Annotated in this window: 18 protein-coding genes and 1 tRNA gene; 11 read left to right on the top strand and 8 right to left on the bottom strand. The window is 64.0% G+C overall.

Features of this window, described 5'->3' with window-relative positions:
- Nucleotides 1-50: 50 nt before the first annotated feature.
- The 3 genes from ACFFJ7_RS18295 to ACFFJ7_RS18285 are packed head-to-tail and all read left to right on the top strand — an operon-like array spanning nt 51 to nt 5,049.
- On the top strand, nt 51-1,121 hold the full coding sequence (locus ACFFJ7_RS18295) for an HlyD family secretion protein (RefSeq protein WP_166955728.1): 1,071 nt from the start codon (nt 51-53) through the stop codon (nt 1,119-1,121).
- Complete coding sequence (gene rbbA / locus ACFFJ7_RS18290; protein ID WP_377594411.1) at nt 1,121-3,937, top strand: ribosome-associated ATPase/putative transporter RbbA; 2,817 nt, start codon at nt 1,121-1,123, stop codon at nt 3,935-3,937. The genes ACFFJ7_RS18295 and rbbA overlap by 1 nt, the downstream gene beginning before the upstream one ends.
- Nucleotides 3,937-5,049 (top strand): ABC transporter permease, encoded by a 1,113-nt coding sequence (locus ACFFJ7_RS18285; RefSeq protein WP_166955730.1) that lies wholly within the window; start codon nt 3,937-3,939, stop codon nt 5,047-5,049. The genes rbbA and ACFFJ7_RS18285 overlap by 1 nt, the downstream gene beginning before the upstream one ends.
- A gap of 50 nt (nt 5,050-5,099) precedes the next feature.
- Here ACFFJ7_RS18285 and ACFFJ7_RS18280 read toward each other — a convergent pair whose 3' ends face one another.
- From ACFFJ7_RS18280 to cysE, 4 genes are all read right to left on the bottom strand, one after another.
- A complete protein-coding gene (locus ACFFJ7_RS18280; protein ID WP_166955732.1) occupies nt 5,100-5,627 on the bottom strand; it encodes a gamma carbonic anhydrase family protein in 528 nt (175 codons plus the stop codon).
- Between the two features lie 157 nt (nt 5,628-5,784).
- A complete protein-coding gene (locus ACFFJ7_RS18275; RefSeq protein WP_377594282.1) occupies nt 5,785-6,090 on the bottom strand; it encodes a DUF6949 family protein in 306 nt (101 codons plus the stop codon).
- Between the two features lie 206 nt (nt 6,091-6,296).
- On the bottom strand, nt 6,297-6,515 hold the full coding sequence (locus tag ACFFJ7_RS18270) for a DUF3126 family protein (RefSeq protein ID WP_166955734.1): 219 nt from the start codon (nt 6,513-6,515) through the stop codon (nt 6,297-6,299).
- A gap of 330 nt (nt 6,516-6,845) precedes the next feature.
- Nucleotides 6,846-7,682, bottom strand: coding sequence for a serine O-acetyltransferase (gene cysE / locus ACFFJ7_RS18265; RefSeq protein WP_166955736.1), 837 nt, complete (start codon nt 7,680-7,682; stop codon nt 6,846-6,848).
- Nucleotides 7,683-7,755: 73 nt separating this feature from the next.
- On the opposite strand from cysE, the gene ACFFJ7_RS18260 reads away from it, so the two are divergent.
- Nucleotides 7,756-8,160: a hypothetical protein gene (locus tag ACFFJ7_RS18260; protein WP_377594279.1), complete on the top strand. Its 405-nt coding sequence runs from the start codon at nt 7,756-7,758 to the stop codon at nt 8,158-8,160.
- A gap of 118 nt (nt 8,161-8,278) precedes the next feature.
- On the opposite strand, the gene ACFFJ7_RS18255 is transcribed toward ACFFJ7_RS18260, so the two are convergent.
- Nucleotides 8,279-9,433 carry a nickel/cobalt transporter gene (locus ACFFJ7_RS18255; RefSeq protein WP_377594276.1) on the bottom strand — a complete coding sequence of 385 codons (1,155 nt, stop codon included), beginning with the start codon at nt 9,431-9,433 and terminating at the stop codon, nt 8,279-8,281.
- 52 nt (nt 9,434-9,485) lie between these two features.
- Nucleotides 9,486-10,178: a DUF1007 family protein gene (locus ACFFJ7_RS18250; RefSeq protein ID WP_377594274.1), complete on the bottom strand. Its 693-nt coding sequence runs from the start codon at nt 10,176-10,178 to the stop codon at nt 9,486-9,488.
- 270 nt (nt 10,179-10,448) lie between these two features.
- Between ACFFJ7_RS18250 and ACFFJ7_RS18245 the strand changes: the two genes are divergently transcribed.
- From ACFFJ7_RS18245 to ACFFJ7_RS18235, 3 genes are all read left to right on the top strand, one after another.
- The gene (locus tag ACFFJ7_RS18245) at nt 10,449-11,570 is read left to right on the top strand and encodes a putative B6 ABC transporter substrate-binding protein (RefSeq protein WP_246225436.1); all 1,122 of its coding nucleotides are present in this window, start codon (nt 10,449-10,451) and stop codon (nt 11,568-11,570) included.
- A 300-nt stretch (nt 11,571-11,870) separates the two neighbouring features.
- Entirely contained in the window at nt 11,871-13,136 is a 1,266-nt protein-coding gene (locus ACFFJ7_RS18240) for a Glu/Leu/Phe/Val family dehydrogenase (RefSeq protein WP_377594272.1), read from the top strand.
- A gap of 259 nt (nt 13,137-13,395) precedes the next feature.
- Nucleotides 13,396-13,719 carry a hypothetical protein gene (locus tag ACFFJ7_RS18235; protein WP_377594270.1) on the top strand — a complete coding sequence of 108 codons (324 nt, stop codon included), beginning with the start codon at nt 13,396-13,398 and terminating at the stop codon, nt 13,717-13,719.
- A gap of 25 nt (nt 13,720-13,744) precedes the next feature.
- Here the strand turns inward: ACFFJ7_RS18235 and ACFFJ7_RS18230 are convergent, their stop codons facing one another.
- The gene (locus ACFFJ7_RS18230; protein WP_377594267.1) at nt 13,745-14,725 is read right to left on the bottom strand and encodes a small ribosomal subunit Rsm22 family protein; all 981 of its coding nucleotides are present in this window, start codon (nt 14,723-14,725) and stop codon (nt 13,745-13,747) included.
- Between the two features lie 80 nt (nt 14,726-14,805).
- Nucleotides 14,806-15,693 (bottom strand): N-formylglutamate amidohydrolase, encoded by an 888-nt coding sequence (locus tag ACFFJ7_RS18225; RefSeq protein WP_166955748.1) that lies wholly within the window; start codon nt 15,691-15,693, stop codon nt 14,806-14,808.
- A 227-nt stretch (nt 15,694-15,920) separates the two neighbouring features.
- On the opposite strand from ACFFJ7_RS18225, the gene cpdR reads away from it, so the two are divergent.
- The 4 genes from cpdR (at nt 15,921) to cobT (ending at nt 19,926) form a co-directional block, all read left to right on the top strand.
- The gene (gene cpdR, locus ACFFJ7_RS18220; protein WP_166955752.1) at nt 15,921-16,280 is read left to right on the top strand and encodes a cell cycle two-component system response regulator CpdR; all 360 of its coding nucleotides are present in this window, start codon (nt 15,921-15,923) and stop codon (nt 16,278-16,280) included.
- Nucleotides 16,281-16,543: 263 nt separating this feature from the next.
- A tRNA-Val gene (locus ACFFJ7_RS18215) sits at nt 16,544-16,618 on the top strand.
- 388 nt (nt 16,619-17,006) lie between these two features.
- Nucleotides 17,007-18,011, top strand: coding sequence for a cobaltochelatase subunit CobS (cobS, locus tag ACFFJ7_RS18210; protein WP_166955762.1), 1,005 nt, complete (start codon nt 17,007-17,009; stop codon nt 18,009-18,011).
- Nucleotides 18,012-18,027: 16 nt separating this feature from the next.
- Nucleotides 18,028-19,926 carry a cobaltochelatase subunit CobT gene (gene cobT / locus ACFFJ7_RS18205; protein ID WP_377594264.1) on the top strand — a complete coding sequence of 633 codons (1,899 nt, stop codon included), beginning with the start codon at nt 18,028-18,030 and terminating at the stop codon, nt 19,924-19,926.
- Nucleotides 19,927-20,061 lie beyond the last annotated feature (135 nt).

Genomic DNA, 20,061 nt, shown 5'->3' with positions numbered 1-20,061 from the left:
GCGCCGGCACTATCCGGCGTCACGGTGGCGTCGCGGAACAAGGGGGCGACATGAGCGAGGGATCGCGCAAGTGGTTGACGGTGGGCATTGTGCTCGTGCTGGCTGCCGCCGCCTATTTTGGCTGGAAGAAGTTGCAGCCGGCCCCGCTGCCGGACGGCATCGCCAGCGGCAACGGCCGCATCGAAGCCACCGAGATCGACGTCGCCAGCAAGGCGGCGGGCCGGGTGAAGGAAGTTCTCGTGCGCGAGGGCGACTTCGTCACCGCCGGCCAGATCCTTGCCCGCATGGACACGGACCAGTTGCAGGCCCAGAAGCGTCAGGCCGAGGCGCAGTTGCAGCAGGCGATCATCGCCGTCCAGACCGCGAAGAATCAGGTCGCGCAGCGCCGGGCGGAACAGGCGGCGGCGGTTGCTGTCGTCGCGCAGCGCGACGCGGAGCTTGACGCCGCCAACAAAAAACTTGCCCGTTCCGAGCAACTCATCGTCCGCGACAACATTTCCCAGCAGACGCTGGACGACGACCGCGCACGGGCGCTTGGCGCGAAGGCCGCGCTGGAGGCGGCGAAGGCGCAGCTCGCCGCTGCCGAGGCTGCCATTCTGGCCGCAGAATCGCAGGTGGTCGGCGCGGAGGCCGCCGTGGATGCCGCACGGGCGACCATCGAGAAGATCGAGGCTGATATCGCCGACAGCGTGCTGACCTCGCCACGCGACGGGCGAGTGCAGTTTCTGGTCGCCCAGGTCGGCGAGGTGCTGGCGGCCGGCGGGCGGGTGCTCAATCTTGTCGACCTCAGCGACGTCTATATGACCTTCTTCCTGCCTACCGATCAGGCGGGCCTGCTCGCGCTCGGCGCGGAGGCGCGCATCGTGCTCGATGCCGCGCCGCAATATGTCCTGCCCGCCAAGATTTCCTTCGTTGCCGACGTCGCTCAGTTCACCCCCAAGACCGTCGAGACGGCGGTCGAGCGGGAGAAGCTGATGTTCCGCATCCGGGCGCAGATTTCGCCTGACCTGCTGCGCAAGTACATCGAGCAGGTCAAGACGGGCTTGCCGGGCCTCGCCTACGTCAAGCTGCGGCCGGATGCCCAGTGGCCCGAGGCGTTGCAGAAGACGGTCAGCCCGTGATGACGCGCGAGAGCCCGGTCCCGGCCGAGGCGTTCCCCGCCACGCCGCCTGTCGCCTCGCTCGTCAACGTCGGGCTGCGTTACGGCAAGACGCTGGCGCTCGACAACATCACTCTCGATATCCCCGCGGGCTGCATGGTGGGCCTGATCGGGCCTGACGGCGTCGGCAAGTCCAGCCTGCTGTCGCTTGTGGCGGGCGCGCGCGTGGTGCAGCAGGGGCAGATCGAGGTGCTTGGCGGCGACATCGCGAGCGCCCGCCACCGCAGTCGGGTTTGTCCGCAAATCGCCTATATGCCGCAGGGCCTTGGCAAAAATCTTTATCCTAATCTCTCGGTGTTCGAGAACATCGATTTTTTCGGCCGGCTGTTCGGTCACGACCGGCGCGAGCGTGAGGAACGCATCGCGCGGCTGCTCGGCCGCACCGGGCTTGCGCCCTTTGCGAGCCGTCCCGCCGGCAAGCTGTCGGGCGGTATGAAGCAGAAGCTCGGCCTGTGCTGCGCGCTCATCCACGATCCCGATCTGCTCATTCTCGACGAGCCCACCACCGGCGTCGATCCGCTGTCGCGCCGCCAGTTCTGGGATCTGATCGACGATATCCGCCGCGAGCGACCGGGCATGAGCGTCATCGTCGCCACCGCCTACATGGAGGAGGCCGCGCGCTTCGACTGGCTCGCCGCGATGAATGCCGGCCGCGTCCTCGCTGTCGGCGCGCCCGGCGATCTGCTGCGCCGTACCGGTGCCGGAACGCTCGACGAAGCCTTCATCGCCCTGCTGCCGGAGGAGAGCCGCGCCACATACCATAAGGTCGAGTTGCGTCCGCGCACGCATCGCCCCGACGAGACGCTCGCCATCGAGGCCGAGGGGCTGACCATGCGCTTCGGCGATTTCACCGCCGTCGACAATGTCAGCTTCAGCATTCCGCAGGGCGAGATTTTCGGCTTCCTCGGCTCCAACGGCTGCGGCAAGACGACGACCATGAAAATGCTCACCGGTCTGCTGCCGGCGACCGAGGGTATCGCGAAGCTGTTCGGACAGCAGGTGGACCCGCACGACATGGCGGTGCGCAAGCGCGTCGGCTACATGTCGCAAGCATTTTCGCTCTACGTCGAACTGACCGTGCGCCAAAACCTCGATCTGCACGCGCGTCTGTTCCACCTGCCCCTCGCCGCCATTCCCGGCCGCATCCAGGAGATGGCGAGGCGCTTCGATCTGGAGGACGTCATGGACGTCCTGCCCGATGCGCTGCCGCTCGGTATCCGCCAGCGGCTGTCGTTGGCGGTAGCGCTCATCCATGGTCCGGAAATCCTCATTCTGGACGAGCCGACCTCGGGCGTCGACCCGGTGGCCCGCGACGCGCTCTGGCAGGAGCTGATCGACCTGTCGCGCAACGACAACGTGACGATTTTCATCTCGACCCATTTCATGAACGAGGCCGAGCGCTGCGACCGCATCTCCCTCATGCATGCGGGCAAGGTGCTCGTCAGCGACACCCCGGCGGCCATTGTCGAAAAACGCGGCGCGGCGACGCTGGAGGATGCGTTCATCGCCTATCTGGAGGAGGCGGGAGCGGGGACGGCGGCCGATGCGCCTGTGCCCCCCGTCATGGCTGAAAATATCCCGGAAGCGGACCCTCCGTCGGCCCCGGCGGTAACGCAACAGACTGATCCAAAACGGGATTCCGGTGCGGGCCTGTTCGACTTCCGGCGCATGTTCAGCTACGCGCGGCTTGAGGGGCTGGAGCTTCGCCGTGATCCGATCCGTGCCACGCTCGCCCTGGTCGGCAGCGTGCTGCTGATGTTTATCATCGGCTATGGCATCAGCATGGACGTCGAGAATCTCACCTTCGCCGTCCTCGATCATGATCAGACGACCATCAGCCGCAGCTACAGCCTTGATATTGCTGGCTCCCGCTATTTCGTCGAGCGGCCGCCGATCACCGACTACGCCGATCTCGACCGCCGGATGCGGGCGGGGGAGATCGCGCTCGCCATCGAAATTCCGCCCGGTTTCGGCCGCGACGTCCTGCGTGGCAGGCAGGTTTCGATCGGTGTCTGGTACGACGGCGCCATGCCCCAGCGGGCCGAGACGGTCCGGGGGTACATCCAGGGTATGCACCAGCGCTGGCTGCAGGAGAGGGCGAGCCGTGCGGCGGGTGCGCAGACGTCCGCCGCGTTATTCAACATCGAGATACGCTACCGCTACAACCCTGATGTAGAAAGCCTTCCGGCGATCGTGCCGGCCGTCATCCCGCTTCTGCTGCTCATGATACCGGCGATGCTGACCGCCCTCAGCGTTGTGCGCGAGAAGGAACTCGGCTCCATCGTCAACCTTTACGTGACGCCGACAACCCGGCTCGAATTCCTGCTCGGCAAGCAACTCCCTTACGTGCTGCTGGCGATGTTCAACTTTATCCTTCTGGTATCGCTGGCAATTTTCTTCTTCGGCGTTCCCCTGAAGGGTTCGTTCGCGGCGCTGACGCTGGGCGCCTTTCTCTACGTCATCACCGCAACCGGCATGGGCCTGCTGATCTCGACTTTCATGAACAGCCAGATCGCCGCCATCTTCGGCACGTCAATCCTGACGCTCGTGCCGGCCGTGCAGTTCTCGGGCCTGACGGAACCCGTATCGTCGCTCGAAGGGGGAGGCGCTTTCATCGGGCATATCTATCCCACAACCCATTTCATCACCATCGCGCGCGGCACCTTCTCGAAGGCGCTCGGCTTCGCCGATCTCTCGCATGCCTTCTGGCCGCTGCTGATCGCAATCCCTGTCCTCCTCGGCCTTGGCGCCGTTCTGTTGAAGAAGCAGGCGAGTTGATGAGTTTATCCAACATCATCCAGCTCGGAATCAAGGAATTGCGCGGCCTTGCGCGCGACCCGGTGCTGCTGGTACTGATCGTCTATTCCTTCACGCTATCGGTCTACACGGCCGCCACCGCCATGCCGGAGACGCTGAACAGGGCGCCGATCGCCATCGTCGACGAGGACCGCTCGCCGCTCTCGACACGAATCGTCAGCGCCTTTTATCCGCCATTGTTCACCCCTCCGGAGCTGATTACGCGGTCGGAGATGGACCGGCGCATGGACGCCGGCAGCGACACTTTCGCCCTCAATATCCCGCCTGACTTTCAACGCGATCTGCTGGCCGGACGCCAGCCGGTCATCCAGTTGAACGTCGACGCGACCCGTATGTCGCAAGCCTTTTCGGGCAGCGGCTACGTGCAGACCATCGTCACGGCGGAGGTCAACGAGTTCGCCGCTCGTTACCGCGCCACGGGCGAGCAGCCGGTCGATCTCGCCATGCGCGCGCGGTTCAATCCGGAACTGAACAAGATCTGGTTCGGATCTGTGGTGCAAATCATCAACAACGTAACCATGCTTTCCATCGTTCTCACCGGCACGGCGCTTATCCGTGAGCGGGAGCACGGCACAGTGGAGCATCTGCTGGTGATGCCGATCACGCCGTTCGAGATCATGGTCGGCAAAGTGTGGTCCATGGCGCTGGTGGTGCTCGTCGCGGCGGCGGCCTCGCTGGCGCTGGTCGTGCAGGGCTTTCTGGCTGTGCCGATCGAGGGATCGGTGCCGCTGTTTCTCGCAGGAGCGGCGCTGCATCTCTTCGCTACCACGTCGCTCGGCATCTTCCTCGCGACGTTAGCGGGCTCCATGCCCCAGTTCGGGCTGCTGCTGATCCTGACACTGCTGCCGCTCAACATTCTCTCCGGAGGCACAACGCCGCGCGAGAGTATGCCGGAGGAAGTGCAGTTCATCATGCAGGCCGCGCCGACGACCCATTTCGTTTCGCTGGCGCAAGCCATTCTGTACCGCGGCGCGACGTTAGATATCGTATGGCCGCAGTTTATGGCGCTGATACTGATCGGTTTGGTGCTGTTCAGCTTCTCGCTCGGCCGCTTCCGGAAGTCGCTGAAGTAACCGCGGCCCGGAGGCCGGCCGACACCCGGTTATATCATCGGCCTCCGGTGCTATACCCGCACGAGGCTCGCGGAGAAGCGCTTCCAGTTTTCGATATAGTGACGTGCGGAGGCGTGCAGCCCCTCTATAGCCGCCTCATCGAGGCCCCTGACGGCACGGGCCGGCGCGCCGACGATGAGTGAACCGGGCGGGAACTCCCTGCCTTCCGTAATGAGCGCGTTGGCGCCGATCAGCGAATTATCACCGATCCGCGCGCCGTTCAGCACCGTCGCCCCCATCCCGATCAGGCAATTGTTGCCGATCGTGCAGCCGTGAACGATGGCGCTGTGGCCGATCGTGCAGCCGTCGCCAATCGTGAGCGGACTGCCGTGGTCCGAATGCAGAACGGCATTATCCTGAATATTGGTGCCGGTCCCGATGGTCATTGGTTCGTTGTCACCACGCAAGACTGCTCCGAACCAGATGCCGACATCCAAGCCGAGCGTCACGTTTCCGATGACGGAAGCGGTCGGCGCGATCCAGAAATGACCCTCTTTCGGCAACGTCGGCGTTGCGTCTCCCAAACTGTAGGCCGGCATTTTCTTCTCCCCCGAGCGGGGAGCCTGCGCACTGCCCACACCCCCCGATCCTGCGAAGTTGCGCATATTTCCGCCGGTCACGCAAGGGTTTCAGCACAATCGTGACGGGACGGAAGACCGTTGCAGGGTACGAAAAAGGCCGCAGGAAAGCAGAAGCTCAGACCGTTGGCAGAACGAGGAGCACGATGCGTCCGCATACGATACTCCAGACAACGGCGGTTATACAGACGAGTATCAGTGAACTGGGCCGCACCTGCAGGTTGTGAAAAGCCCGATATGCATTGCGTATCAGGATATAGGGAGCGGAAAATACCAGAAGCGGAAAATAGAAAGCCAGTAGCATTCCCCGGGCAAACATGAGCCCGAAGTTGGCCGGCCGACCTGTCATATATTCAAAACAACTGCAAATCAGTCCGGAAAACGAAAGGCCTAGAGCGAAAGCTTGAAAGATAATTTCTGACATATGTGCCACCCAGCTTGAATAAGGGCGGATTAATAACGTCAGCCAATAACTACATCAACAGCTACAGAGAGCGGGAGAACATTGCATTTAAAGCGTGATCAAAAAACATCACCACCATAGGGTGTTTGGGAGAGTGAAAGATTCTTTACTCTTTTTGTCACCCTATGATAACAAGTGAACATCGACAGGTTCAATATACGCGGTTTCTATTCCTCGTCGTCCAGATCTGTGTCGAGGATAGCCATCTGAAAACTATACGACTTGTCACCGTCCTCGTCGTCGACAAACAGAACGCCAATAAACTCTTCACCGATATAGACTTCAGCGGAATCCTTCTTTCTCGGCCGGGCAACGACACGTATGGAGTGGTTCGAGAAGGTCCGGCGCAGGAACTGCTCTACTTTCTGAATTTCTTGCTTGTCCATGATTGGCTGGTCTCTTGTGTATGATGTCTGGTTGATACCTGAAGGTCCTCCGCCAGGCGATCGCCCCCATGACGGGCGTCGCCGGGTGGAAAATCCCGCGTTTGATAGATCGGGCAGGCTCGCGCCGCAACCCTGAGGAAAAGTCAATTCACGATGGCGCTGGGTTTGATCCTCGAAAAGCGGCCCGGCCTGCGCTCTGCTGGCCTTCCAACAGGGAGACGAACAAGCGGCAGGCGACGGAAATCGGACGGGCGCCGCCTTGCCGTTCCATCCATTTGTTCAGGAGGTCGATGTCTCCGGGAAACGGCATTCGCCCCCGGCTCGACGTTTTCAGTCGTCCGGCAGATCCCTCAGAATCTGGTCCATGCTGCGTGCCGGTTCCGGGCAGCGTGCCGTTTCGATGACCTTCGCCGGAACACCCGCAACCGTGGCGTTGGCGGGTACCGGATGAAGAACGACGGATCCGGCGGCGATTCGTGCGCCCGGGCCGATCTCGATATTACCGAGAATCTTGGCGCCGGCGCCGATCAGGACGCCGTCGCGGACCTTCGGATGGCGGTCGCCGCTTTCCTTGCCTGTTCCGCCAAGCGTTACTTCCTGCAGGATGGACACGTTGTCGCCGATCGCCGCCGTCGCGCCGACGACGAAGCCGGTGGCGTGATCAAGGAAGATGCCGCGGCCAAAGCGTGCGGCGGGGTTGATATCCGTCTGGAACACCTCCGAGGAACGGCTCTGCAGATGCAGGGCAAAGTCCGTCCGGCCCTTCTGCCAGAGCCAGTGGGCGAGGCGATGGGTGACGAGCGCGTGAAAGCCCTTGAAATACAGGACGGGCTCGATGACCCGCGTGCAGACGGGATCACGGTCCAGCACGGCGAGGACGTCGGCGCGGATTGTCGTGCTGAGGTCCGGATCATCCGCCACGGCTGCCAGAAAGCCCTGGGTGATCAGCTCTCCGGGCAGGGTGGGGTGGTTGAGGCGCTGGCCAATCTTGAACGCCAACACGGATTCGAAGGAGGCATGGTTGAGGATGGAGCCTGCGATGACGCCGCCCAGATACGGCTCCCGCCGGACAACGGCCTCCGCCTCCCGGCGCAGCCGCAGCCACACGGGATCGGCGATGGTCAGCGCGATGCCGGCGGCGGTTGAAATCTGTTCCGAATGCGTCATGGGAATTTCCGAAAGTCCTGTAGCGGGTCAAAATCACGGATAAGCGTCAGCAAAAGCGCTGACAACAACAGCGTTGATCCTGCTTGCACACAGTTCTCATCATCTCCCCCGACGCACTCGCGCCCAGCCGCCATCTCCGGCGCACCATCATATCCCTCAGGTCCCTTTCGACAAGCAATGCGATGCCTTGTGGACATCACACGCCGCGCATCGGCGGCTCACCCGTGCTCCCGTGGAGAACCGCCGCGACAGTCTGGAATCTCTTTTAGAGAAAAAAGAACATGAACGCCACCACGCCGGCGGCGAAACAGCGCGGATGGTGCATTTTGACTTTCCCGATCCGGCGCGGCGAACAAGGTACGGCCGCATTCTGTCCGTGGCCGCTATAGCATTTCGACATTTCATTGAAACGCCGAAATGCAATAAGTTTTTGATATTACGCGCTTTCTTCACGCAAACCGGTATCCACTTTGCTTGAAAACGCTTTAACAGTGTCCAGACCAATTCTACGTTTCATTGAAACGCAAAATGATCTATCTCTTTGTTTTTACGCAGTTTCGAACGCAGAAGCGGGGCCCGCTTTTGCTGAGATTGCTTTAGCCCGCCTGATAGGCGCCGAGCATCAGGACGATGCCCGTAACCGCGACGAGCGCGCTTGCCAGCACTTCCAGCGCTGCGACGGCGCCCACGCCGCGGCGGTTGTTCGTCCCCGCGAGCCGCACGGCGAAGCGCTTGGCATAGACGGCGAGGCAGGCGAGCGTGCCGACGGTGATGAAAGTGCCGAGCGCCATGGCAAGCGTTGCCGCAATGCCAGCCGCAAACTGCCGTTGCGACAGCGCGAACACGAGGACGATGATCGCGCCGGTGCAGGGGCGCAGCCCGGCCGAGAAGGTGACCGCCGCCATCTCGCGGAACGAGTGCAGGCGCCCGACTTCCTCTGGCGTGAGCAGGTGCGTGTGATCGCAACATCCGGCCGTCCGGCATGACGGATGGTCGCAGACGGCGGGCGCGGCATCGGCGTCCTGCGCCAGAAAGCGGCCGGAGACGGCGGTCTCCGCAGGCTGGAACGGCAGGTTTCCGAAGGGATCGGGTGGCGCCGGCGGCCGGAAGAACGCCAGCAGCTTCCCGGATTTGCGCCAGAGGATCACGAAGCCCACAATTGCCACGAGCCCGAAACTTGCCTGCTCGATCAGCCGGGCGGAGGCATTGATGGCGCTCGCGGTGGCATCGAGGAAAACGGCAAGTACTCCCACGATGGCGATGGCCGACAGCGCCTGCAGCAGCGACGAGGCGAAGGCGAGCGCCAGCCCGCGCCGGAGAGAACGCCGGCCGTCCGCGACCAGATAGCCCGAGATCACAGCCTTGCCGTGCCCCGGCCCGGCGGCGTGAAAGATGCCGTAGGCGAACCCCAGCGCGGCCAATGTCCACAACGCCGTGATGCCGGCGGTGGCGGAAGAGGCGCTGGCAAAAGCCCGCAATGCACCCACCATCCGCGTGTAGAACACGGACTGTATGGCGATGATCGCCCCGCCGATGCCGGTGGGCGCCGGTGCGGTTTCCTGCAGGCCCGCCCCGAACGGGTGACGTGGCGCCGGAATGTCGGCAGGCGACGGCCACAGCCGGGACAGCAGCGCATACGCGCCCACCACGACAACGAGGGAGATGACGACCACGGCCGTCCGAATCAGCAGCGCATGCCAGGCGGGACGGTCCCTGGAGGAGCCGGCGGTTGCGAAGATCGTATCGCTCATGAACCTCTGTATCCTGCCGGCAACAGCCGGGAGGGGCAGAAAACCCTTGGTTTCAGGGGCAGGCGATAACAGCCCGCGTGGCGAAATCCTGCCCGAAGGTGGAGGCGGTCGTCAAGGCTTCGAAAAACGCCTCCGACAGCGCCTGCTGCTCGTTGAAATCCGTCTGCTTGGGCCGTGTGACCGTTACGGCGCAGGTGCCGGCCGAACCGACGACCGTGGCGGCATCCTGCCCCGGCGCGAAGACGAACGAGACGAAATAGGTGGGATCGTAGACCTCGACCGACAGCGCCCGGCCCGCCGCGACCGGGGGATCGACGGGCAGGGTGAAGTGCAGGATCAGCGAGCCGTCCGTGAACTCCAGCGAGGCGTCGGTGGCGGTCTTGAAGGTGACGGGCTTGCCGTTCGCCTTGGCCTTGGTGAAGAAATCGAACTCGTACAGCCCATCGATATTGATGCGCGCAAGTTCCTCCAGTTCGCTGGCGTCGAGCTTGCCGTCGCCGTTGGTATCGAGGCCCTGCGTGGCGTATTGCGAATAGGCGGGATCGAACGTCCAGCTATGGCGGATGGCTGTCAGCTTGTCCTGCGCGAACACGAATTGCGCCCGCGCTGTCACCCACACATGCGGATGAGCCAGCGCCGCAGGCGGCTGGAATGCCGCCGCGACGGCCAAAGCGGCCACGATCCACGCGGCAGCGATACGCAGGGTGCGGTCGGCGGCACGCCGTCGTTGGAGGTTCTCGTGCATTGCTTCCCGCCAGTCTCCCATGGTTCGGCGCAACCTGCAGGACGATGCACAGGCTATGCGGCGCTCCTGTGGCAGCCGACTCGCCATGCAGCTTATACCGTCCCGCCGTGCCTTCCCGGAAGGCATCTCCGGTGCAGGGGCCGAAAAATTGTGGCGATATGCATGGCGAGGCTGGATTTTATGATGAGGCTGGATTTTCATATGACACAAGTCCTGTAAACGCTTCCGCACGATGCCTGATGGGCCGCCTCTGCGGCCGGAGAAAACGCCATGCACGACAAGCTCTTGCTCCCGGTTGTCCCGACCTTGCCGGCGGAGGGGCGCGCGGCCTCCCATCGCCCGATTCGCCGCGCGGTCCTCTCGGCCATGGCGCTCGCGGTGCTGGCTTGGGCGGTGCTGGCCTGGGCGGCACCGACGCGGGTTTCAGCGGCGGACCTCAAGGCCATCGCCATCCTGACGCCGGAGGCGGCGTCCGATTTCGGCTGGAACCAGCAGGGCGTGCAGGCGGCGCGTGCGGCCGGCGGCGCTGCCGGCGTCGAAGTGCTGGTGGCTGAAAATCTTGGCTACGGCGACGTGCGTCCCGTGCTGCGGGAGCTGGCCGAGGACGGCGCGGGCCTGCTGATCGCCCATGCCAGCGGCTACAATACGGCGGCGCCGGAAATCGGCGCCGAGGCGGGCGTCCCGGTGGCGATCACCGACCGGCCGGACGCGCGCGTGCCCGGGAAGGTCGCCGATTACACGGCGAGCGGCCATGAGGGGGCCTATCTGGCCGGCCGTCTCGCCGCCAAGCTCACACGCACCGGCATTCTCGGCATCGTGACCTCCGGCGAGCCGCCAGGATGGAACAGCCAGTCCGCCGCCTTCATCGAAGGCGCACGCGCGGAAAAGCCCGACATCGTCATCCGCTATTCGGTGATCGGCCCGGCCGCCTACAGCGACGCAGCCGGCGCGCGCCGGGTGACGGAAACCGTGATCGCAGCGGGCGCCGACATCATTCTGGGGCAGGGCAACGGTTCGAGCTTCGGCATGCTCGCCGCTATCGAGGCGGCGAAGGCAGTCGATGGCGGCAAGGTCTTCTTCATCGACGTGATCGGCGACAAGTCCGGCATCGACAAGGGGCACCTGCTGTCCTCCGTCGTCTGGAACCTTGAGCCGGTGTTTGCCGCCATGATCGCGGATGTGAAGGCGGACCGGTTCGGTGAGAAGAACTACGGCATCCGCCTCGCCGACGGCTCCGTGTCGCTGCTGAAGACACCACACATCCCCGATGGTGTCTGGCAGCAAATCGAGGCGATCCGGCAGGAGATCGTCGACGGTAGGATCGCGATCAAGCCGGCCTTCGACGCCGCAGCGGTGCATGCGCTGGTGAACGCCTCTCCGCGGACGCCCTGAGGGTCCGGGCGACATTGCGATACGCCGGTGAGACTCACTGCCGGAAGATGGCGTGAATCGGAAGATTTTTGGGCGACGAGCCATACCGGCACCGGCTTCGCCGGAGGGCGCGACATTTTCCGCAAACCCATGCAGAAAATGTCAGAATCGATATCTGGAACATATATATTGTATTTTTCTGCTTGACAGCCGCAGCATATTATTTCTTTGAGGCATGCACAGATGATGTGCAGCGTGTGCCGAAAATATGGTCTGTTGCACACGATTCACTCGACATCAGCAGAATCCTCAGGAGCTACGATGACTCAACCCGGCCTTCTCGATCTCGCCCTCGTCCGTCTTGACGAAGCCGCCACTCACCTGCAGGTTGACCCCGACGTGATCGAGAAGCTGAAATACCCGCGCGAGACGACGAAGGTTCGTCTGATGATTCGCATGGACGACGGCTCGCGCAAATCGTTTCTCGCGTGGCGTTGCCGCTATGACGATACGCGCGGCCCGACCAAGGGTGGCATCCGCTTCCACCCCGATTCCAACGAGGACGAGGTGGAAACTCTCGCCTTCTGGATGACGTTCAAGTGCGCCGTCATGAACCTGCCTTACGGCGGAGGCAAGGGGGCGGTCAGCGTCGACCCGCGCAAGCTCTCCAAGGCCGAACTCGAACGTCTGTCCCGCGCCTACATCCAGGCATTCGCGCGCATCGTCGGACCGGACCGGGACATCCCTGCACCCGACGTCTACACCAACTCGATGATCATGGGCTGGATGGCCGACGAGTATTCGCAGATCGTCGGACAGGCTTCGCCCGCCGTCATCACCGGCAAGCCGATCGCGCTCGGTGGTTCGGTCGGGCGCGGGGATGCGACCGCGCGCGGCGGCTATTATCTGGTGCGCGATCTTGCCAGCGAACTCGGCCTCGAAGGGCGCACCCGCGTGGCCGTGCAGGGCTTCGGCAATGCCGGCCAGTATATTGCCTCGCTGCTGGCGTCGGACGGAAACACCATCGTCGCGGTATCGGATTCCGCCGGTGCGGTCTATTCCGAGGACGGCCTTGACGTCGATCTGCTGATCAAGGCGAAGGCCGAAGGAAAGTCGGTCGTCTCGACCGCCGGCGTGAGAGGCCACCGGGAGATCTCCGCCAACGAACTCATCGCGGTGGATGCCGACCTTCTCGTGCCGGCGGCGCTCGAAAGTATGATCCATGAGGGTAACGCTGCGAGCATCAAGGCGAAGGTCATCCTGGAACTGGCGAACGGGCCGATCACGCCGGAGGCGGACGCGATCCTCGCCGAGAAGAGGGTCACCGTGCTGCCGGATATCCTGGCCAACGCGGGCGGCGTGACCGTGTCCTATTTCGAATGGGTGCAGAACAAGCAGGGCTATTCCTGGACGCTCGACGAAGTGCACGACCGGCTGCGCACCATCATGGTTCGCGAAGGGCGCGCCATCTGGGAGATCGCGCAGGAGAAGCGCGTCACATGGCGCACGGCGGCCTACATCCACGCGCTGTCGCGCCTTGCGGCTGCCATCGAGGCGCACGGAACGCAGCCGTTCTTCGCGAGCTGACATACGGTCCGCCAAAATATGTAACGACAGCGTCATGGATGGCCGGGGTTCTCCCGGCCATTTCCGTTTTCGGGCCGCGAAACCGTGGCGGAAGCTGCCCCTTTCCGTCACCCGGAACGTTCCGGCGCCGTCCGCGTTGACGTTTAACCGTAGATGACATACGGCGAACAAGAATCCGATGTAACTGTCGCGGCGTTATCGGCTCGGGACCGGCTCCGGCGACACGGGTGCCGGCGGCGCGTTGGGGGAGGTTGTTCCTATGCGTATCGTTTTGTTGGTTGTCGCGTTGGCGGTTCCGCTGGCGGCGTGCCAGAGCACGCAGGAATCGATGTACAGCGCCGAGCGCGTATGCCTGAGCGCCGGCCTGAAGCCCGGAACGAGAAGATTCGACGATTGCGCCAATGCGGCTTACGCCGAGAATCGCCGCCAGTCGGACCAGGCGGCGACGGCGGTCGCGGTCGGAACGGCCGCCGGCGTCGTCGGCGGCACCCTTGTGGGCGCGAGCGCCGCCCGGTCCGACCGTTACTACTACGGGCGGCCGGGCTATTGGGGACCGCGCTGCAACCGCTGGGGCTGCTGGTAACCGCCGACGCAACGGGGGCGTGTGCTCACCCGATGGCGTCGCCCCACGCCGCGCGGCGCGCGATGCGGTATGCGTCTCCGTCGCGACGGCTGAAGGTCTGCTCGCCAGCGGTTCCATCAGCCCGGCATAGTACGAGCACGACCCTGCCGCTGCCGCCCTTCGGCGGCGCGAGCACGCGCGCGGCCGGCGCCGCCGACGCGAGCACGCGGGAGGCGGCCACGAATGCGTATTTCTCGTCCTCCCATGGCACCTCCGCGCCTTTCGTCAGGCGGTGGATGCGCGAGCGCGCCACGCGGCGGGAGAAATGGCACCAGTCCGGTGCCACCACGGGGCAGGGCAGGGCATGCGGGCAGGGCGCGAGGATATGCGCGCCCGCGGCAGCGAGTTGCTCGCGCGCCGCGAGCACGCGCGCATACCCGGCCGGCGTGCCGGGTTCGACGATGACGAGCAGGCCCGCCGTCAGCGCCCACAAACGTGCGATCAGTGCAGACCGTCGCGCGGGAGCGATCTCGTCGAGCACGTAACCGATGGTGACGAGATCGCGCGGGACTGTATCCAGCGGATTGTCCGGCGCGGCGTCGGCGAGGATGTCGCCCGCGCGCCATGTCACGTCGAGCGTCAGCTCCTGCGACAGCCGTTCACCCCACTGGCGGATGGACGCGCTGCCCTCGATCAGCAGGGCATCCGCACAGGAGGGCCACAGATCGGCCGCCGCCCACAGCGCGGTGCCGGGACCGGCGCCAACGTCGAGCAGCGTTTCCGGGGCGAATTCGGGCAGCGCCAGTGCCGCCATTTCCAGCGCGGAGTGGATGGCCGCGTAGGTCGCCGGCAGGCGCGTGGCCAGGTAGGCAAGTGCCGCCCGGTCGTCGCCGAGATGATAGTGGCCGTCGCGGACTTCCGCCCGGTAGCGGGCTGACAGCGCGGCCGCCGATCGGGCAAGCTCGGCGACCGGCTGGCGTTCGAGAGCGGCATCGACGGCGTGCCGCAGGGGAGGGGGCAATTCCATGGCAGGCCCTGAAGCGCCTTCGAGCAGAACAGGCGCCTTGCGCCGGGATCGTCCGGCCGGAGCCGGGCCCTTCGTTTGCCCTATTCCGCCGCATGATGCAACGGCATGACCAGCCCGGGCGCCGCCCGCAGCAGCGCCGCCGAAACGGTGGCAAGGTCCTGTGCCAGCCGGATGAAGCCGTCGTCAGGTTCAAGCGTTGTCTCGTTCATGTAAAGTGCCCTGTTGATTTCCACCTGCAGCGCGTGGCGACCGATGGCGGGTTCCCCGTAGTGCTCGGTGATGAAACCGCCGGCGTAGGGCTTGTTGCGGGCCACCCGGTACCCGTGAATCCGGAGGCATGATTCGATGAAGCCGACGAGCGCCGGGGTGCAACTCATGCCGAACCGGTCGCCCAGTACGACATCCGGCGGCGGCCCGTGTCTCGCCACGTTCGCTGGCGAGGGCATCGAGTGGCAATCGACCAGCACCACGGCGCCGAACTGCGCCACCGTGCGGTCGAGAAGGGCGCGCAGGGCGCGATGGTAGGGCTTGTAGAGTGTTTCCACGCGGCTGAGGCCCGCCTCAAGGGGTATCCGGCCGGGATAGATGTCCTGCCCGTCGCCCACGATGCGCGGAATCGTCCCAAGTCCGCCGGCTACCCGCATGGAGCGCGCGTTGGCGTGCGCCGGCAGGCTTTCCGCGAACAGGCGGGGGTCGAGCTCGTAGGGCTCGCGGTTGAGGTCGAGAAACGCGCGCGGAAAATGCGCCACCATCAGCGGCGCGCCGAGTTGCGTCACGTGGGCAAAGAGCCTGTCGACCCAGGCGTCCTCCGAACGGCGCAGGGCGAGCGGCCCGAGCCGGGAGCTTGCGAGGAAGGCTTGCGGATAGATCCGGCCCGCGTGAGGCACATTGAAAACCACCGGCGACAGGTGCCTGACAGGCTCGTAAATGGTGAAGGGCGGGCTGAAATCACTTATGCTCTGTTGCATGGCCGTCCAGTGCTCTTTTGCCACATAGTGACGTTTTTGCGCTCCTGTGTCCATCGCCGAGGCGGAATGAGGCGGTTTGGGCGTTCGCCTTCACACCAAATTTACGATCGTCGCTGCTTGATGGGACCAGCACCAGGCGGGCCATCACCCGTTCCGGGCGACTGCCAGAGCACCATCCGCCGCAACCCAGATCGCCGCAACAGGGGCGAAGAGTCTCAAGACCTGCCATGAACAAGATCCTTCTTGCAGAAGACGACAACGACATGCGCCGCTTCCTCGTCAAAGCCCTGCAGAATGCGGGCTATGACGTGGCCTCCTACGACAACGGCCTTTCCGCCTACAATAGGCTGCGGGAAGAGCCGTTCGAACTGCTGCTGACGGATATCGTGATGCCGGAAATGGACGGCATCGAACTGGCGCGGCGCGCCACGGAACTCGATCCGGACATCAAGGTGATGTTCATCACCGGCTTCGCCGCCGTGGCGCTCAATCCCGATTCCCAGGCGCCGCGGGATGCCAAGGTGCTCTCCAAGCCCTTCCATCTGCGCGAACTCGTCGGCGAGGTCGAGAAGCTCCTCGTGGCGTAAAGCCCGCGCCAGCGGCTCTCCGGCGAGCTTTCCACAGCTTTGCCGGCGAATCGTATTTCGCAGCTTGCATGGTCGCGGCAGCCGGGCTATAGCCCATGTCCATGGACGTGGTGCACCGGTTCCGCCGCCACCGCAGCGCATTCACTAGATGCGTTGTTCGTTTCATACATTTTCGACGGATACGCTTTTTTGCTTGATCCGCTTCTGAAAATCAGTATGAAGCCATACACCTTTTCTCCGAAGCAGGTTTCTGCAAGGGGCATGGGCGCGTAGCTCAGCGGGAGAGCACTACGTTGACATCGTAGGGGTCACAGGTTCGATCCCTGTCGCGCCCACCATTCTGAATGGGAATCAACTGGTCAGGCCGGTTGGTTCCCATTTTTGCATAGTACGCCAGGTGCCGTTGTTCAGAATTGATATTAAATATTCTGCATGCGACGCTTATGGAACAAGCAGGCCGGGTGCGGCAGGCTGCTGTCCGTATTTCGGAAGCATCGTGAAAAAGCCCGTTTCTACATCTGAAGTGCGGTAATATATCCGTACGATGCATGGCTGCTGCAACTTTTATGTGGCTATTTGAGGACGTTGGGGACTTGGCGGCCCCTGCCGGGTCCGTTATCGTCCCGTCATGCGCGCGGGCCCTGAGTCGGGCCAATTTTTGCACCGCCCTGTTTGGGCTCCCCTTGTTGGGCTCCATTTGGGCCACCCGCGCGGGAGCGAGGACCTATGCAAGCGACAACGAATAACAAGATCAACCCCGACGCCGATCTGAAGCTGCCGACATTGAAGGTTTCCGTCCGGGAAGTGTTAGGCATTGATACCGATCTCGAAGTTCCTGCTTTCGCGGAAGCGGACGAGCACGTGCCGGACCTCGATCCGGACTACCTGTTCGACCGCGAGACGACGCTCGCTATCCTCGCCGGCTTCGCGCGCAACCGCCGCGTCATGATTACCGGGTACCACGGCACCGGCAAGTCCACCCATATCGAGCAGGTTGCCGCCCGGCTCAAGTGGCCGTGCGTGCGCGTCAACCTCGACAGCCACATCAGCCGCGTCGATCTCGTGGGCAAGGACGCCATCGTGGTCAAGGACGGCCATCAGGTGACCGAGTTCCGCGACGGCATCCTGCCGTGGGCCTTGCAGAACAACGTCGCGCTGGTGTTCGACGAATATGACGCGGGTCGCCCGGACGTGATGTTCGTCATCCAGCGCGTGCTGGAAGTGTCCGGCCGGCTGACGCTGCTCGACCAAAACCGTGTGATTCGCCCCCATCCCGCATTCCGTCTGTTCGCCACGGCGAACACGATCGGCCTTGGCGATACCTCCGGCCTGTATCACGGCACGCAGCAGATCAACCAGGGCCAGATGGACCGCTGGTCGATCGTCGCCACGCTCAACTACCTGCCGCACGACAAGGAAGTCGAGATCGTTGTCGCCAAGGTGCACCATTACCGCAACACCCAGGGGCGCGACACTGTCAACCGCATGGTGCGGCTCGCCGGGTTGACGCGCAACGCCTTCATTAACGGCGACCTGTCCACTGTGATGAGCCCCCGCACAGTGATCACCTGGGCGGAAAACGCGGATATCTTCGGCGATCTCGCATTCGCTTTCCGCCTCACCTTCCTCAACAAGTGCGACGAGACGGAGCGCCCGCTCGTGGCGGAGTTCTACCAGCGCTGCTTCGGCAAGGAACTGCCGGAATCCGCCGCCAACGTCGCCTTGTCGTGAGGTACCACGGATCGCGATGACCACCACCAACCGCAGGCCGGGCAACAACGTCCCGTCCAAAACGACGGAACCGATCAAGCAGGCGGTCGCTGGCGCCCTGCGCGGCATCGCGGGGGTGCGCGACCTTGAGGTGACCTTCTCCGTCGACAGGCCGGCGCTGACGGAAGAGCGCGCGCGCCTGCCGGAGCCGCCACGCAATCCGACGGAGAGCGACATCGCCGTGATGCGCGGCCATGCCGATGCAATGGCGTTGCGCCTCGCGGTGCACGACAAGAAGGTGCACCAGAAGCTCGCTCCCGAAGGGGCGGCCGCACGGGCCGTTTACGACGCCGTCGAGCAGGCGCGCGTGGAGGCGATCGGCTCCCGGCGCATGAGCGGCGTCGGCGACAACCTCTCCGCGATGCTGGAAGACCGCTATCACCGGGGTAGCTACGAGGAGATTACCGACCGCGCCGACGCCCCCCTCGAAGACGCCATCTCGCTCATGGTGCGGGAGCGGCTGACCGGGCTTCCGCCGCCGAAGGCGGCCGAAAAGATCGTTTCGCTCTGGCGGGATTCGATCGAGGCCAAGGCCGGCAAGAACCTCGACCGCTTCCTTACCAATATCGGCGACCAACCCGCCTTCGCGCGCAACATCCGTGAGCTGCTCGCCGCGCTCGATATGGCGGACGACGCCAATCTCGACCCTGACGAGAGCGATGAGGGCGGCGAGGACCAGGCAGAGGGCGAGGAAGAGAACAGCGACGGCGAGGCCGAGCAACGCGCCGACACCGAACAGGCGCGCATCGACGCCATGGAGGCCGCTTCCGACGACATGGAGGAGGGCTCCACGGAGGCCGAGGACGCGCCCTCCGGCGATTTGCCCGAGGAAAGCGAATCGTCGGACGCGGAGGAGGCGGGCGCCGCGCGCAATCCGCCCCAGTCGTCGATCGATGAGGCGCGCACCATCGCCTACAAGGCCTATACGACCCGCTTCGATGAAATCGTCGCGGCGGAGGAGCTGTGCGATTCCGACGAGCTGACGCGCCTGCGTGCCTATCTCGACAAGCAGATAGCGAATGTGCAGGGTGTCGTCGCGCGCCTCGCCAACCGGCTGCAGCGGCGGCTGCTGGCGCAACAGAACCGCGCCTGGGAGTTCGACCTCGAAGAGGGCATTCTTGACCCGGCGCGCCTGCCGCGCGTTATCATCGACCCGTTCCAGCCGCTGTCATTCAAGTTCGAGAAGGATACGGACTTCCGCGACACGGTCGTCACGCTGCTCATCGACAATTCTGGCTCGATGCGCGGGCGGCCGATCACGGTTGCGGCGACGTGCGCCGACATTCTGGCGCGCACGCTGGAGCGCTGTGCGGTGAAGGTCGAGATTCTGGGGTTCACCACCCGCGCATGGAAGGGCGGGCAGTCGCGCGAGGCGTGGCTGCAGGCGGGTAAACCGCCCGGACCCGGCCGACTCAACGACCTGCGCCACATCATCTACAAGTCGGCGGACGCACCGTGGCGGCGCGCGCGGCGCAATCTCGGCCTGATGATGCGCGAGGGGCTGCTGAAGGAGAATATCGATGGCGAGGCGCTCGACTGGGCGCACAAGCGGCTTCTCGGCCGGCCGGAGCAGCGCCGCATCCTCATGGTGATCTCCGATGGAGCGCCGGTGGATGATTCGACGCTGTCGGTCAACCCGGGCAATTATCTGGAGCGGCATCTGCGCGCCGTCATCGAGGAGATCGAGACCCGGTCTCCGGTAGAGCTGATCGCCATCGGCATCGGCCATGACGTGACGCGCTATTATCGCCGCGCCGTCACCATCGTGGATGCCGAGGAACTGGGCGGGGTGATGACAGACAAGCTGGCTGAACTCTTCGAGGAAAGCCACGGCCAGCCTCAGCGCCGCGCCGGCCCGCGCAGACGCGCGGGCTGACCGGCCCGCGCATTTGGCACAGACCGTTAAAGTGTTTTCAAGCAAAGTGGACACCGCTTTGCGTTAAGAAAACACGTCAGATCAATAAGATAGAGCATTTCGATGTTTCAACGAAACGTCGAAATGCTCTAGAAG

Origin of the sequence: Pseudochelatococcus lubricantis, assembly GCF_042432495.1 — a bacterium.
GTDB lineage: Bacteria > Pseudomonadota > Alphaproteobacteria > Rhizobiales > Beijerinckiaceae > Pseudochelatococcus > Pseudochelatococcus lubricantis.
Note: the sequence above shows the minus strand (reverse complement) of the source record. Positions and strands in the feature narration are given on the sequence as shown.

Excerpts from the sequence above, each read along its gene's own strand:
- ACFFJ7_RS18295 (WP_166955728.1), top strand. The coding sequence starts at position 51 with ATGAGCGAGGGATCGCGCAAGTGGTTGACGGTGGGCATTGTGCTCGTG.
- rbbA (WP_377594411.1), top strand. The coding sequence starts at position 1,121 with ATGACGCGCGAGAGCCCGGTCCCGGCCGAGGCGTTCCCCGCCACGCCG.
- ACFFJ7_RS18285 (WP_166955730.1), top strand. The coding sequence starts at position 3,937 with ATGAGTTTATCCAACATCATCCAGCTCGGAATCAAGGAATTGCGCGGC.
- ACFFJ7_RS18280 (WP_166955732.1), bottom strand. The coding sequence starts at position 5,627 with ATGCCGGCCTACAGTTTGGGAGACGCAACGCCGACGTTGCCGAAAGAG.
- ACFFJ7_RS18275 (WP_377594282.1), bottom strand. The coding sequence starts at position 6,090 with ATGTCAGAAATTATCTTTCAAGCTTTCGCTCTAGGCCTTTCGTTTTCC.
- ACFFJ7_RS18270 (WP_166955734.1), bottom strand. The coding sequence starts at position 6,515 with ATGGACAAGCAAGAAATTCAGAAAGTAGAGCAGTTCCTGCGCCGGACC.
- cysE (WP_166955736.1), bottom strand. The coding sequence starts at position 7,682 with ATGACGCATTCGGAACAGATTTCAACCGCCGCCGGCATCGCGCTGACC.
- ACFFJ7_RS18255 (WP_377594276.1), bottom strand. The coding sequence starts at position 9,433 with ATGAGCGATACGATCTTCGCAACCGCCGGCTCCTCCAGGGACCGTCCC.
- ACFFJ7_RS18250 (WP_377594274.1), bottom strand. The coding sequence starts at position 10,178 with ATGCACGAGAACCTCCAACGACGGCGTGCCGCCGACCGCACCCTGCGT.
- ACFFJ7_RS18245 (WP_246225436.1), top strand. The coding sequence starts at position 10,449 with ATGCACGACAAGCTCTTGCTCCCGGTTGTCCCGACCTTGCCGGCGGAG.
- ACFFJ7_RS18240 (WP_377594272.1), top strand. The coding sequence starts at position 11,871 with ATGACTCAACCCGGCCTTCTCGATCTCGCCCTCGTCCGTCTTGACGAA.
- ACFFJ7_RS18235 (WP_377594270.1), top strand. The coding sequence starts at position 13,396 with ATGCGTATCGTTTTGTTGGTTGTCGCGTTGGCGGTTCCGCTGGCGGCG.
- ACFFJ7_RS18230 (WP_377594267.1), bottom strand. The coding sequence starts at position 14,725 with ATGGAATTGCCCCCTCCCCTGCGGCACGCCGTCGATGCCGCTCTCGAA.
- ACFFJ7_RS18225 (WP_166955748.1), bottom strand. The coding sequence starts at position 15,693 with ATGCAACAGAGCATAAGTGATTTCAGCCCGCCCTTCACCATTTACGAG.
- cpdR (WP_166955752.1), top strand. The coding sequence starts at position 15,921 with ATGAACAAGATCCTTCTTGCAGAAGACGACAACGACATGCGCCGCTTC.
- cobS (WP_166955762.1), top strand. The coding sequence starts at position 17,007 with ATGCAAGCGACAACGAATAACAAGATCAACCCCGACGCCGATCTGAAG.
- cobT (WP_377594264.1), top strand. The coding sequence starts at position 18,028 with ATGACCACCACCAACCGCAGGCCGGGCAACAACGTCCCGTCCAAAACG.